This is a genomic window from Tropicimonas sp. IMCC34043 (genome assembly GCF_003390845.1).
Classification (GTDB): domain Bacteria; phylum Pseudomonadota; class Alphaproteobacteria; order Rhodobacterales; family Rhodobacteraceae; genus Tropicimonas.
Map to the genome: position 1 here is coordinate 95,758 of NZ_QMEK01000007.1, position 13,880 is coordinate 109,637.

12 protein-coding genes are annotated in these 13,880 nt (G+C 65.6%); 10 read left to right on the forward strand and 2 right to left on the reverse strand.

Going from position 1 to position 13,880, the window contains the following annotated elements; all coding sequences use genetic code 11:
* Positions 1–257: 257 nt before the first annotated feature.
* The gene (gene ilvD, locus DQG17_RS19215; protein ID WP_116134491.1) at positions 258–2,105 is read right to left on the reverse strand and encodes a dihydroxy-acid dehydratase; all 1,848 of its coding nucleotides are present in this window, start codon (positions 2,103–2,105) and stop codon (positions 258–260) included.
* Between the two features lie 375 nt (positions 2,106–2,480).
* Here ilvD and repA point away from each other — a divergent pair, with 375 nt between their 5' ends.
* From repA to repC, 3 genes are all read left to right on the forward strand, one after another.
* Positions 2,481–3,692 (forward strand): plasmid partitioning protein RepA, encoded by a 1,212-nt coding sequence (gene repA / locus DQG17_RS19220; protein ID WP_232829511.1) that lies wholly within the window; start codon positions 2,481–2,483, stop codon positions 3,690–3,692.
* A gap of 1 nt (position 3,693) precedes the next feature.
* Positions 3,694–4,677, forward strand: coding sequence for a plasmid partitioning protein RepB (gene repB / locus DQG17_RS19225; protein WP_116134492.1), 984 nt, complete (start codon positions 3,694–3,696; stop codon positions 4,675–4,677).
* Positions 4,678–4,871: 194 nt separating this feature from the next.
* Complete coding sequence (gene repC, locus DQG17_RS19230) at positions 4,872–6,077, forward strand: plasmid replication protein RepC (protein WP_116134493.1); 1,206 nt, start codon at positions 4,872–4,874, stop codon at positions 6,075–6,077.
* A 179-nt stretch (positions 6,078–6,256) separates the two neighbouring features.
* Here the strand turns inward: repC and DQG17_RS19235 are convergent, their stop codons facing one another.
* The gene (locus tag DQG17_RS19235; RefSeq protein WP_116134494.1) at positions 6,257–7,234 is read right to left on the reverse strand and encodes a nucleoside hydrolase; all 978 of its coding nucleotides are present in this window, start codon (positions 7,232–7,234) and stop codon (positions 6,257–6,259) included.
* Positions 7,235–7,400: 166 nt separating this feature from the next.
* Between DQG17_RS19235 and DQG17_RS19240 the strand changes: the two genes are divergently transcribed.
* The 7 genes from DQG17_RS19240 (at position 7,401) to DQG17_RS19270 (ending at position 13,865) form a co-directional block, all read left to right on the forward strand.
* Positions 7,401–8,378, forward strand: a complete 978-nt coding sequence (locus DQG17_RS19240) for an isopenicillin N synthase family oxygenase (protein WP_116134495.1) — start codon at positions 7,401–7,403, stop codon at positions 8,376–8,378.
* A 54-nt stretch (positions 8,379–8,432) separates the two neighbouring features.
* On the forward strand, positions 8,433–9,479 hold the full coding sequence (locus DQG17_RS19245) for a PotD/PotF family extracellular solute-binding protein (protein ID WP_116134496.1): 1,047 nt from the start codon (positions 8,433–8,435) through the stop codon (positions 9,477–9,479).
* A gap of 75 nt (positions 9,480–9,554) precedes the next feature.
* Positions 9,555–10,622, forward strand: a complete 1,068-nt coding sequence (locus tag DQG17_RS19250; RefSeq protein WP_116134497.1) for an ABC transporter ATP-binding protein — start codon at positions 9,555–9,557, stop codon at positions 10,620–10,622.
* Positions 10,619–11,458 carry an ABC transporter permease gene (locus DQG17_RS19255; RefSeq protein WP_116134498.1) on the forward strand — a complete coding sequence of 280 codons (840 nt, stop codon included), beginning with the start codon at positions 10,619–10,621 and terminating at the stop codon, positions 11,456–11,458. The genes DQG17_RS19250 and DQG17_RS19255 overlap by 4 nt, the downstream gene beginning before the upstream one ends.
* 4 nt (positions 11,459–11,462) lie before the next feature.
* Complete coding sequence (locus tag DQG17_RS19260; protein WP_198666210.1) at positions 11,463–12,239, forward strand: ABC transporter permease; 777 nt, start codon at positions 11,463–11,465, stop codon at positions 12,237–12,239.
* A gap of 8 nt (positions 12,240–12,247) precedes the next feature.
* Positions 12,248–12,943, forward strand: a complete 696-nt coding sequence (locus DQG17_RS19265; protein ID WP_116134499.1) for a GntR family transcriptional regulator — start codon at positions 12,248–12,250, stop codon at positions 12,941–12,943.
* The gene (locus DQG17_RS19270; RefSeq protein WP_116134500.1) at positions 12,936–13,865 is read left to right on the forward strand and encodes an NAD(P)-dependent oxidoreductase; all 930 of its coding nucleotides are present in this window, start codon (positions 12,936–12,938) and stop codon (positions 13,863–13,865) included. The genes DQG17_RS19265 and DQG17_RS19270 overlap by 8 nt, the downstream gene beginning before the upstream one ends.
* Positions 13,866–13,880 lie beyond the last annotated feature (15 nt).

A 13,880-nucleotide genomic window follows, 5' to 3' on the forward strand; every position in this document is an offset into this window, starting at 1 on the left:
GTTTCGGCCCGGATGCGTCCAATAATCTTGCCTTATCGGGCGTCAGATCGACCGCCCCCGAAACGCCGCACCGGCACCTTGCCAAGGCCGCGCAGACGGCCATGGCACAGTGACCCCCAGGCCCCCTGCCCTTCCGGAACCGCCCGCCGGACCCTTGCGCACAAACAAAGGGTGCCAGAACCCATCGGCCCGGCACCCCTCGTCTGCGGTTCCTGCGGCCGAGCCGTCGCACCAGGGCGACCGGCCCGGCAAAGGCCCTAGTCTTCCGGATCGAGCCGGACCGCGCCCTTGCTCGCGTTTGCCACCAGGGCTGCATAGGCCCTCAGCGCCCGGCTGACCTTGCGCTTGCGCGGCTTGGCGGGCTTCCAGGCGGCCTTGCCCTTGGCCTCCATCTCGGTGCGGCGCGCGGCCAGTTCTGCGTCCGTCAGCGCCACGTTGATGGTCCGGTTCGGGATGTCGATCTCGATCAGGTCGCCCTCGACCAGCAGGCCGATATTGCCGCCCTCGGCCGCCTCGGGCGAGGCATGCCCAATCGACAGCCCCGAGGTCCCGCCCGAGAACCGCCCGTCGGTGATCAGCGCGCAGGCCTTGCCGAGCTTCATCGACTTCAGATAGCTCGTCGGATACAGCATCTCCTGCATCCCCGGCCCGCCGCGCGGACCTTCATAGCGGATGACCACCACGTCGCCCGCCACGATCTCCTTGCCGAGGATGCGGTTGACTGCCTCTTCCTGGCTTTCGCAGATCTTCGCCGGGCCGCTGAATTTCAGGATGCTGTCGTCGACGCCCGCGGTCTTCACCACGCAGCCTTCCTGCGCGATGTTGCCAAACAGCACGGCAAGCCCGCCGTCCTGGCTGAAGGCATTCTCCTTGCCGCGGATCACCCCGCCCGCGCGGTCGATGTCGAGCTCGCGATAGCGGTTGGCCTGGCTGAACGCCTGCGTGGTGCGCACGCCGCCCGGCGCGGCGCTGTAGAACTTGTGGACCTCGTTGTCGCGGCTCTGCGCGATATCCCAATGCGCGATCGCCTCGCCCAGCGTCGCCGTGTGGACGGTCGGCACGTCGCGGTTGATCAGCCCCGCCGCATCGAGCCGCCCGAGGATGCCAAAGATGCCGCCGGCGCGGTGGACGTCTTCCATGTGAACGTTGCTGACCGCCGGGGCGACCTTGCACAGGCACGGCACCTTGCGGCTCAGCTTGTCCATGTCCTCCAGCGTGAAATCGACCCCGGCCTCCTGCGCGACGGCCAGCAGGTGCAGCACCGTGTTGGTCGACCCGCCCATGGCGATATCGAGAGACATGGCATTCTGGAACGCCTCGAAGGTCGCGATGCCGCGCGGGGTGACGGACGCGTCGCCCTCTTCATAATAGCGGCGCGCCATCTCGACGATGGTGCGGCCGGATTCCAGAAACAGCGCCTTGCGGTCGGCATGCGTCGCCAGCATCGAGCCGTTGCCGGGAAGCCCCAGCCCCAGCGCCTCGGCCAGACAGTTCATCGAATTCGCGGTGAACATGCCGGAACACGATCCGCAGGTCGGACAGGCGTGGTTCTCGTATTCGTTGACCTCGGCATCCGACAGCTCGGGGTTCGCCGCCTGGATCATGGCGTCGATCAGGTCGACCGCGATGGTCTCGCCCTTCAGATCGACCTTGCCCGCCTCCATCGGCCCGCCCGAGACGAAGATCGCCGGAACGTTCAGCCGCATCGCGGCCATCAGCATCCCCGGTGTGATCTTGTCGCAATTCGAGATGCAGACCATCGCATCGGCGCAATGCGCGTTGACCATGTATTCGACGCTGTCGGCGATGATCTCGCGCGAGGGCAGCGAATACAGCATCCCGTCGTGGCCCATGGCGATGCCGTCGTCGACCGCGATGGTGTTGAACTCCTTCGCGACGCCCCCGGCGGCCTCGATCTCGCGCGCAACCATCTGGCCCAGGTCCTTCAGGTGCACGTGCCCCGGCACGAACTGGGTGAAGGAGTTGACGACCGCGATGATCGGTTTCTCGAAATCGCCGTCGGTCATGCCGGTGGCACGCCACAGCGCCCGCGCGCCCGCCATGTTGCGGCCCGAGGTGGAGGTTCTGGATCTGTAGGGAATCATGTCACTCGCCCGTTCTGTCGTCGGGATGCTCAAGGCATCGACTTCGAACCACGCAAATGCCCCGAAAACGCGAAAACGGCAAGAGCAACGGGCCTGAAAGCGGGAAAAACCCGGCAAATCGGCCGGATCGGGCCATATTTCACCGCCGCGCCCCCCTGCCCCGCCGGCCGCGACATCGCGGATCGACCGGCCCGGCAGCGCAGGCACAGCCCTGTTGACATGCCCTGATGGTAGCGTTCGCCCGCCAAACCCCTGCATTTGGGAAATATTTCTTGCCAGACTCAGAGTCCTTGTGCACTTAGTAACGGCAATCAGTGACAAGAGCGGCAAAAACCGTAACGAACGGACGCCGCCACCCGGGCAGAGCAACAGACGATGGACCAGGCAGAAATGATGTTTCCGCGCACCGGCCGGATCGACAGGCTTGTCGGCGAACACGCCGAGATGCTTTCTGAACGGCTTCAGGCCCATCGTGCCCAGCTGTTTCCCCCGAATGCAAGGAAGGAACTGCGCCGCTTCACCTCGGGCGAGGCCGCCCAGTTGCTCGGCGTCAAGGATTCCTACCTGCGCAAGCTGCATCTGGAAGGCCGCGGCCCCTCGCCCGAGATCCGCGCCGCCGGCCGCCGGTATTATTCGCCCGACGACATCCAGGCACTGCGCGAGGTGCTGGAGGCCGGCGCCAAGTCGCCCGGCACCTACATGCCGGGACGGCGCCCGGGCGATCAGTTGCAGGTGATCACTGTCGTCAACTTCAAGGGCGGCTCCGGCAAGACCACAACCTCGGCGCATCTGGCCCAGAAATGCGCGCTCGACGGTTATCGGGTGCTCGCGATCGACCTCGACCCGCAGGCCAGTTTCTCGGCTCTGCACGGGTTTCAGCCCGAATTCGATCTGCTGGACGGCGGCACGCTCTATGACGCGATCCGCTATGAAAACCCGGTGCCGCTGGCCGATATCATCCAGCGCACCTATTTCACCAACCTCGACATCGTGCCCGGCAACCTCGATCTGATGGAGTTCGAGCACGAGACGCCGATGATCCTCGCCCGCGGCGACAACAAATTCTTCTTCACCCGGGTCGGCGACGTGCTGTCCCAGGTCGAACAGAATTATGACCTCGTCATCATCGACTGCCCGCCGCAGCTTGGCTTCCTGACCATGTCGGCACTGTCTGCGGCGACCGCGGTGCTGGTCACCGTCCATCCCCAGATGCTCGACGTCATGTCGATGTGCCAGTTCCTGCTGATGACCTCGAACCTGCTCGGCGTCGTGGCCGATGCCGGGGGCGACATGTCCTATGACTGGATGCGTTACCTTGTAACACGATACGAGCCGGGCGACGGGCCGCAAAACCAGATGGTCAGCTTCATGCGCTCGATGTTCGGGGAACATGTGCTGAACCACGCGATGCTGAAATCGACCGCGATTTCGGATGCCGGGATCACCAAACAGACACTCTATGAGGTTGAAAAGGCTCAGTTTACTCGCTCGACCTATGAACGCGCGATGGAAAGCCTCAATGCCGTCAATGAAGAGATCGAGGACCTGATCCAGGCCGCCTGGGGCCGCCGCCCGGAGGGTCGCTGAGATGGCACGCAAGAATCTGCTTCGCGATCTGATGAACACGCCAAAGGCCCCGGCGCCCGAGCCTGACGCGTCCTCCCCGGCCGCCGACGCGGCGCCGCAGGGGCGCACCCGCTACACCAAGGGGGCCATCGGGGCGGTCGGGCAATCGATTGCCGATCTCAAGTCGCGCTCGATCTCGGAGATCGACCCGTTCCTGATCGATCGCGGCGGTGTCGTCGACCGGCTCGACGAAGATGCCGCCGACCATCAGGCGCTGATGGACTCGATCCGCGACCATGGCCAGCAGGTCCCGGTGCTGGTGCGCCCGCACCCCGACAACGACGGACGGTTCCAGATCGTCTATGGCCGGCGCCGGGTGCTGGCGCTGCGCGACCTCGGCCTGCCCGTCAAGGCGATGATCCGCGATCTTGACGACCGCGAACTGGTACTGGCCCAGGGTCAGGAAAATACCGCCCGCAAGGATCTGAGCTTTATCGAAAAGGCGAACTTCGCCCGCCAGATGCGCGACGCCGGCTATGACCGCAAGGTGATCTGCGACGCGCTGCATGTCGACAAGACCCAGATCAGCCGGATGCTGTCGATTGCCGATGCGGTCGGGCCGGACCTGATCTCGGTGATCGGCGCGGCTCCGGGGATCGGCCGCAACCGCTGGCTGGCGCTCGCCGATCTGATGACGGCAAGCGGCACCCCGGCCGAGACCGCCATCGCGCTTGCCAACCTTGCCGATGTGTCGACCAGCGACGAGCGGTTCGAGGCGCTCATGAAGGCCCTGACCCTGCCGAAGCGGCGCGAGAAAAAGATCGTGGAAGAGCTCGTGCTGCGCGACGACGCTGGTGCCGAGATCGGCCGCATGGTCCGCAAATCGGGGCGCCTGACATTGACGATACCTTTGGCCGAGGCCGAGGGATTCGACGACTGGCTCGCCGCCAGTTTCACCGAAATTCACCGCAACTGGTTGAAAAGTCGCGGGAATAACGGCCGGTAAACAGAACGGCCGAAGACGGAACCGAGCAGTAACCAAGGAGGCACGAAACAGGCAGAACCCAAAAAGAAAAGCCCCCCGGAGGACATCCGAAGGACTTCTCAAGTGATCTAGCACTCCCTTGATAGTCCGACTTGTTGACAGCTGTCAACTCGCGTCTTTGGGCGGGCGGCAAGGTTTTGTCCCGTGATTGACCCATGCAGCGACTTTCAACGACGCCCTTCGGGCGGCGGCCGGTGACGGCTGGCTATCTGGCAACCCAGGCCCTCGCCGAGGCGCCTGCCCCGTCTTCCTCCGTCAACAAATGGCAGGTGTTCCGCGACCTCACCACCGCGCGCAGCCACTTCGGCCTGTCGAGCCGCAGCCTGACCGTCCTCAGCGCCCTGCTGTCGTTCCACCCCGGCGACATGCTGGAGGACCGCGGCCCGCTGATCGTGTTCCCCTCGAACCGCACCCTTGGCGAACGCGCCCACGGAATGGCCGAGTCGACCCTGCGCCGCCATCTGGCCGCCCTGCTCGACGCCGGCCTGATCGCCCGCCACGACAGCCCGAACGGCAAACGCTATGCCACCCGCACCGTTACCGGGCGGCTGTCCGTCGCCTTCGGGTTCGATCTCCGGCCGCTGCTGGTCCGTGCGGCCGAAATCGCCCACGCCGCCGCCATGCACCGCGTCGCCCAGGCGCAGCTTTCCCGGCGGCGTGAGGCGATCGTGCTGCAATTGCGGGACGCTGCGAAGATCCTCGACTACCTCACGGGCCATGCCGGTTGTCCGGTGCCGACGGACCTGACCTGCGAAGCGGACGACCTCCGGCGGGAACTTCGGCGCCGTCTGACCGACCGCGATCTCAACGCCGTTGAAACCCGCATCGTCACGCTGATGGTCATGGTGGACAAGCTGCTGGAAATCCATCTGAAAGCGACGAAACCGAGCGGCTACGACGGCGGAAATGAGCGGCACATACAGGATTCAAACCAGAATACCTATGAATCTGAAGGTGCCATGAAAATACATGCTGCCGCGAACGATGCGAAGAAGACCGACGCTGCCGAGACGGCGCCACCCCTGCCCCTTGCGCTCGTCACCGAGGCCTGTCCGGCCCTGACCGACTATGCCCAGACCGAGATCCAGCATTGGCGCGATCTGGTTTCGGAGATGGACCAGATCTGCCCCTGGCTTGGCATAACGCCCGAGACCTGGCAGGCAGCGAAACGCCAGATGGGGCCTTGCACCGCGGCGGTGGTCGCGGCGTGCATCCTGCAACGCGCGGACCGGATCCTGTCGCCCGGCGGGTATCTTCGCGACCTGACACGACGGTCCGCTGAGGGGCGGTTCCGCCCGGAGCCGATGGTCATGGCGCTGCTTGGGTCCAGGTCGGAAGACAATCGAAGGTCGGCGGCGTGATCGCGGGACGGTGGCTTCGGGCCACCGGGCACAGATCTCGGCCCGGGGACGGCGGGGTTTGCCAGAGTGCTGAGAAGGTGTTGCCGCTGCGCGCGGTCGAGTTGACAGCTGTCAACTTTTTGCGGCTAGCCGCGGAAGGGCAGGGGAGGCGGCACCGCGTGCCCGGTGCCGCCTGGGGTTCACATCTCGGCCGAGCCATGCGGGGCCGCGGCACACCGACCCAGACCGGCAAGCGCCACCTCCATCCGGCGATACAGCTCGGCCGGGTCGACGCAGCCGTTCAGCCACAGGCAATTGTCGGGCTTCCCGGTCTGGCGCAGCCAGTCGACCACGGTCATTCCGGTCGTCAGCTCGCCCGCGCATTCCACGTCGACCGGACAAAGTTCGCCGGTAAACAGCTCGGGCCACAGCAGCGCTCCGACCGCGATGGCATCGTGAAGCGGGCGCGAGGGGGTGCCGTGCTTGGCGTTTCCATAGCGTTCGAAGAACTCCATCATCCCGGCGCAGGCGCGCATGACCTCGGTCCCGTGCGCTGCCAAGGTGGCGGACCAGTTCACCGGCGCCGGCGCCCTGTGGGTACAGTCAATCGGCACCGCCGTGATCGGGACGCCCGCGCCGAGGACGATCCGCGCGGCCTCGGGGTCGACCAGGATGTTGTATTCGGCGGCCGGGGTCATGTTGCCGCCTTCGAAATAGCCGCCGCCCATGAAGACGATGCCGGCGATCGACTTGGCGATCTCGGGCGCACGCCGCAGCGCCAGCGCGATATTGGTCTGCGGGCCAAGCGCGATCAGCGTCACCGGATCGGGGTGATGCAGAACCGTGTCGATGATGAAATCGACCGCATGGCCGACAGCGGCGCCCGAGCGGGCAGGGGCCCAGTCCCAGCCGTCAATGCCGGTCGCGCCGTGGATCTCGGGCACCGGGTGCGGTTTACGAACCAGCGGCCGCGGGGAACCGGCGTGGACCGGGATATCGCCGCGTCCGGCCAGTTCGACGATCCGGCGCGCATTGTCGGTGGTCTGGGTAAGCCCCATGTTTCCGGCCACGGTGGTGAGGCCGAGAACCTCCAGTGAAGGTTCCCCTAGGGCAAGAAGAATCGCAAAGGCATCGTCCTGACCGGGGTCGGTGTCGATAATTACGGGTATTTTCGGCATTGGTGGGTCTTTCCGTGTGGTGTTGGGCGGCAAAAGGGTGAAATTCCGCCCCAATTTTAGGCACTCGAAGAAATACCTCCGTTAGCGCCCCCATCTGCTGCGATACAGCATTCGCAAAGCACCCGGTATCCCCTCTTGTATACAATGTCCAAACAGGAGGCGCGGTATGAAAGGCGAATTTGAGAACATCCCGATAGTGGATCTTTCGGGACTTGCGGAGGGTGCCGACCCCGCCGCGCGAGCGGAGTCGGTGGCGGCGCTGAAGGCGGCGCTGGAAACCTCGGGCTTTGCCTATCTCGCCGGTCACGGCGTGCCCGAGGATCTGGTCGAGCGGATGCGGCAGATGAACGTGGCGTTCCACGACCTGCCGCTGGAAGAAAAGCTTGCCCTGAAGATCAACGCGTTTCATCGCGGCTATATGCCGATGTCGAGTTCAACTATTGTTACATCCTCGGTCGCGAAGGTCACAAAGCCCAACCGATCCGAAAGCCTGATGGTCATGCACGAGGTGGGGGAGGACAGCCCCCACGCCGGCGAGCCGCTGCAGGGACCGAACCAGTTCCCGGCAAGCCTGCCCGAGGTCGGCGAGACTGCGCGTGCCTACATGACCGAGATGACGGCCCTTGGCGAACGCATCGCGGGCGGTCTGGCCGAGGCGCTGGGTCTGCCGCGCGACTGGTTTGCCCAGCACTTCACCGACCCGACGCTGTTCCTGCGGCTGCTGCACTATCCCGAGCAGCCCGACGAGGAAGAGCTGTTCGGATCGGCGCCCCACACCGACTATGGCTTTGTCACCTTGCTGAAGCAGGACAATGTCGGCGGGCTCGAGGTGCGCAACAAGCATGGCGACTGGATCCCGGCGCCGCCGATCGAGGGCACCTTCGTGATGAACGTCGGCGACATCCTGGCGAAGTGGTCGAACGGCCGGTTCGTTTCGACCCCGCACCGGGTGCGCAACCTCAGCCGCCGCGGCCGCTATTCGCAGCCGTTCTTCTATGACCCCTCGATGAGCGCGCTGGTCGAATGCCCGCCCGCGATGTTGGAGGCGGGCGAAGAGGCCCAGATGCAGCCGGTTCTCTATGGCGACTATCTGCTCGAACGGCTGAACAAGAACTACGACTACCGGAACAAGAAGGCGTCCTGAACGCCCGTCCGCAGGCACCTGACACGGCACCCAAACTCGACAGGAAACGCACACATGATCGAACTGAACAGACGCCGCATGCTGCAGGCTCTGGTGGCGCTTGGCGGCACATCCATCCTTGGCGTCCCGGCGGTCCATGCCCAGGCCCAGAAGCTGGTCATCACCACCTATGGCGGCTCGTGGGAGAAATTCTGGCGCGACATTCTGATCCCCGCCTTCACCGAGGAGTCGGGCGTCGACCCGCAGCTCGACATCGGGCTTGGCCGGGTGTTCACCACCAACATGCGCGCCGCCGGGGCCGAGAACCCGCCCTATGGCTGCGTGATGACGAACGAGATCTATGCCACCGTGCTGCGCGACGAGGGCTTTTTCGAGAAGCTCGACCTGTCGCTGGTGCCGAATTACGCCGATCTCTACCCCGTGGCGACCAAGCCCTCGGACGGCTGGGCGGCGGTCGGGCTGATCTCGCCCATCGGGATCGGCTATCGCACCGACATGGTCTCGACGCCGCCGACCTCGTGGAAGGATTTCTGGGACGATCCCGAGCTGAAGGGGCGGCTTGGGCTTTACAACATCAAGAACTCGGCCGGGAAGATGTTCCTGATGCTGGCCTCGAAGATCTATGGCTCGGGCATCGACGATCTGGAGACGGGCTTTGCCAAGCTGGCCGAACTGGGGCCGGTCTATCAGACCGATTTCAACATGAGCACGGCCATGGCCTCGGGCGAGATCGCGGTGGCGCCGTTCGACTTTGGCGAGATCGCGCGGCTGCGCAACCAGGGTCTGCCCGTCGACTGCATCATCCCCGAAGAGGGGCTGATGGCCTGGGACCAGACCTTCAACATCGCCGCCAACACGCCGGCGCGGGCCGAGGCCTATGCCTATCTCGACTTCGTGCTGGGACCGGTGGGGCAGGACCTGCTGATGCGCGAATTCTTCGTCTCGCCGGTCAACAAGACCGTGGTCGTGCCCGAGGATCTGCAGCGCGACGTGCCGGTGTCGGGCGCAGCCATGGACCAGTTCATCGACTGGGACTGGAAGCTGATGAACGCCAATGCCGAGGAAATCTCGCGCCGCTGGAACGAGATCTTCGGCGCCTGAGGCGCAGCCCCTTCAGCATTCCGCCCCGCCGACACGCGCGGGGCGGACCCCAGAGCCAAGGACCGGCCCCATCGCATGACCGAAGTCTCCCTGCTTTCCCTGACAAAATCCTATGGCAAGGCCGCAGCCCTGAAGGGCATCAGCCTGAAGATCGGCCACGGCGAATTCGTGTCGCTGCTCGGCCCTTCGGGCTGCGGCAAGTCGACGACCCTGAAATGCATTGCCGGGTTCGAGGACGTGACCGACGGCAAGATCCTGTTCGACAACCGGGACATCTCGCGCAAGCTGCCCGAGGACCGCGACATCGGCATGGTGTTTCAATCCTATGCCCTGTTCCCGCACATGAGCGTGGCGCAGAACCTGGCCTTCGGGCTCGAGATGCGGCGGGTCCCGAAGGACCAGATCGCGGCGCGGGTGGCGCGCGCGATGGAGATGGTGCAGCTTGGCGCCTATGCCGACCGCTATCCCAAGGCGCTGTCGGGCGGCCAGCAGCAGCGCGTGGCGCTGGCGCGGGCGCTGGTGATCGAGCCTGCGATCATGCTGCTGGACGAGCCTTTGGCGAACCTCGACGCCAAGCTGCGCGACGAGATGCGCGGCTTTATCCGCGACCTGCAGAAGCGGGTCGGGATCACCACGATCTATGTCACCCACGATCAGGGCGAGGCGATGACCATGTCGGACCGGGTCGTGGTGATGTTCGATGGCGAGATCGCGCAGGCGGCGGCGCCCGAGACCGTCTATGACCGGCCGGCCTCGGAACGGGTGGCGCGGTTCGTCGGCAATGCCAATATCCTCGAGCTGCCGGTGGCGGGGCAGGGGGGGCAGATCGTCCTGCCGGGCGGCCATGCCCTGCAGATCGCTGCCCCGGTGCCCTGGGCCGGTGGACGGTTGCGGGTGATGGCGCGGCCCGAGCAGATCGCACTGACCGAGCCTTCGGCCGGCCATCTGGGCGGGCGGGTCGCGAGGCGCTATTTCAGCGGCGGGCATGTGGAATACCACGTCGACACCGACTGCGGCCCGCTGATCGTGCTGTGCCCGACCAGCCGGTCCTATGCCGAAGGCGAGGCGGTCGGGCTGCAGTTCGATGCCGAACGGCTGTGGCCGATGCAGCGCACCGGGCTGCCCGAGGAGGCGGCGGCATGAGACGGCTGCGCGCCTCGATCCTGATCCTGCCCTCGGCGGCCTTGATCTTCCTCTTCATCGTGCTGCCCTATGTCAACGTGCTGGTGATGAGCTTTCGCGCGCCGGCGGACGGACAGCCCTATGGCGAGGGCTTCAGCCTGCAGGGCTATGTCCAGTTCTTTTCCGAAAGCTACTATGCGCTGTCGCTGCCGCAGAGCCTGCTGCTCGGGGCGCTGACGACGGCGCTGTGCCTGATCCTGGCCTATCCGGTGGCGCTGCATATCGCGACCGCCTCGAAGCGGTGGCGCGGCATCCTTTATGGCATCGTGCTGTCGCCGCTTTTGGTCGGGATCGTCGTGCGCAGCTATGGCTGGACGATCCTTCTGGGCAATTCCGGGGTCATCAACTCGACCCTGCGCGAGATGGGGCTGATCACCCGGCCCTTGCCGCTGATGTACAACAACTTCGGCGTGGTGCTGGCGCTCGCCCATGTGTTCCTGCCGTTCATGGTGCTGCCGCTGCTGTCGTCGTTGCAGGCGATGGACCCGGCGGTGCAGCAGGCGGCGCGCTCGCTCGGGGCAGGGCGGCTGACCATCTTCCGGCGCATCACGCTGCCGATCTCGATGCCGGGGATCCAGTCGGGCTGCATCCTGGTCTTCGTGCTGGCGATCTCGTCCTATGTCACGCCCGCGCTTGTCGGCGGCATGCGGGTCAAGACCACGACGCTGCTGGTCGTCGATGCGCTGATCGACCAGTTCCAGTGGCCCTTCGGCTCGGCCATGGCGCTGACGCTTGCGGTCTCGGCCGGGATTGTCGTGCTGGTCTTTGCCCGCCTTACCCGTATCAAGTGGAGCTGAGCCGATGCGCATCGCAACCCCGCTGCTGACCCTGTTCCGGGTGCTGGTCTATGGCTTTCTGCTGGCGCCCATCGTCATCGTGGTGCTTGCCTCGCTGAACGCCGGCAACTTCCTGACCTTTCCGCCACAGGGGCTGAGCCTGCGCTGGTTCTGGACCTTCCTGCAGAACGACGTGTTCATCAACGCCATCGTCTATTCGGCGGTGCTGGCGACGGCGGCGACATCGGTGTCGCTGGTCCTTGGCACGATGGCGGCGCTTTACTTCGTGCGCCACGCCGGCCGCGAGGCCGAGGCGGTGCGCATCGGCATCCTGCTGCCGCTGATCCTGCCCGAGATCCTGACCGCCATCGCGCTGCTCTTCTTCTTCTACGAGATCGGCATCGGCACCAGCTACAAGATTGCGCTGTTCACCGGCCATGTGCTGATGACGCTGCCTTTCGTGTTTCTGAACGTCACCACCGCGCTGCAGGGGCGCGACGATTCCATCGAACTGGCGGCACGCACGCTTGGCGCCTCGCGCTACACGGCGTTCCGGCGCATCACGCTGCCGCTGATTTCGCCGGGGCTGGCGACCGGCGGGGTGTTTGCCTTCATCATCAGTTTTGACACCTTCGGTATTTCCTTCATTCTGAAGGGCACCGGGTCGGCGCCGCTGCCGATCCAGCTCTATGACTATCTGCGTTTCAACTTCACGCCCGAGGCCGCCGCCGTGTCCACTGTCTCCATCCTGTTGACCTTGCTTCTGGTCACCGCCGCCGATCTTCTGTTCGGGCGCGATTGAGGGGCCGCATGACCCATTCCGACGACCTGCTTGTGCTGCGCCCGATTGGTGTCGAGGTTGCCGACCGGCTGGAGGCGGCGATCGTGCGCGAATCCTTCGCGCCGGGCGAGAACCTGCGCGAGATGGAGATCTGCGCCCGCTTTGGCGTGTCGCGCTCGCCGCTTCGCGAGGCGTTCCAGATCCTCGAGAACCGCGGCCTGGTGGAGCGCCGGCCGCGGCTCGGCACACGGGTGACCGAGTTGTCGGTGACGCTGCTCGACGAGATATCGACCTGCCGGATCCCTCTCGAAGCCACGTGCAGCCGAATCCTGGCCGAGCGGGAGGACCACGCAGAGATCGCGCGCGCGCTTGGCGTCGAGCTTGCCGCGATGCGGCACGCCAAGGCCGGGCGCGATCCGCTTGCCGGATTCGAGGCCAACGTGCGCATGACCGCCCTGCTGCACGCGCGGTGCGGAAACTCGGTGCTGACCCGGCTGCTGGACCAGCTCGACACGCAGGCGCTGCGCTATCGCTTTCGCGCCTATCGCCGGGCGCCCCGAATGCTGGGCGAGATGATCACCGGCAATGCCCGCATGATCGCCGAAATCCGCGCCGGTTGCGGGCCGGCGGCGGCCGAGGTAACCGCAGAACTGGTGGGGCAGGCCTGGCGGACCACACGCAGCCTGTTCCTCGATTCAGAACAGGCAGAGGCGAACGATGGTTGAGCGTGAAGGTATGGCCGAAAGTACTGGTCCCGATATTGCCCTTCTGGGCGGCATGATGGGCACGGTGGTGCGGGAGCTGGAAACCATCGGCACGCTGATCCCGGTGGAGGAGATCGCGGGGCTTCCGCTGGAACGGCGGCAAAAGATCGCCGTCGCCGTGACCTCGGCGCTGCAGGGGGCGGGGGCCGAACGTCTGGATCTGCTGCCCGGGGTCCGGCGCGTCGTTTCGGCCGGGGCGGGGGTTGACCGCATCGATCACGCGTATCTGGCGCGGCGTGGCATCGAGCTGTTCGACACCGGATCGCTGGTCAGTTCGGACACCGCCGAGATGGCCGTCGGGCTGGTGTTTGCCATCGGGCGCGACATGGTGCGGGCCGACGATCATGTGCGCTCGGGCCGCTGGGCCAAGGCGCATTTCGGCCCTCGGATGCGGGTGACGGGCAAGACCGTCGGCATTGCGGGGCTGGGCCGGATCGGCCGGCTGGTGGCCGAGCGGCTGCAGGGCGCGGGGCTGCGCCCGGTCTATCATTCGCGTAGGCCCAAACCCGATGCGCCCTGGCCCTATGAACCCGATCTGACCGCGCTTGCCGCACGCTCGGATTTCCTTGTCCTGGCGGTGCCGGGCGGGGACGAGACGAAGGGCATGATCGATGCGGGCGTGCTGGCCGCACTCGGTCCCCGCGGCTATCTGGTCAATGTCTCGCGCGGCACCGTCGTCGATCAGGAGGCGCTGATTGCCGCCCTTCGCGACGGGGTGATTGCGGGCGCGGCGCTGGACGTGTTCGAGAACGAGCCCGATCCCGACCCGCGGCTGCGGGATCTGCCCAACACCATCCTGACCCCGCATATCGCGGCGATCACCGAGTCCTATTTCGACGAACTGGCGACCGAGATCGGCCAGCGCGTGCGCGAGGTTGTGTAGCGGCATCGGCTGACC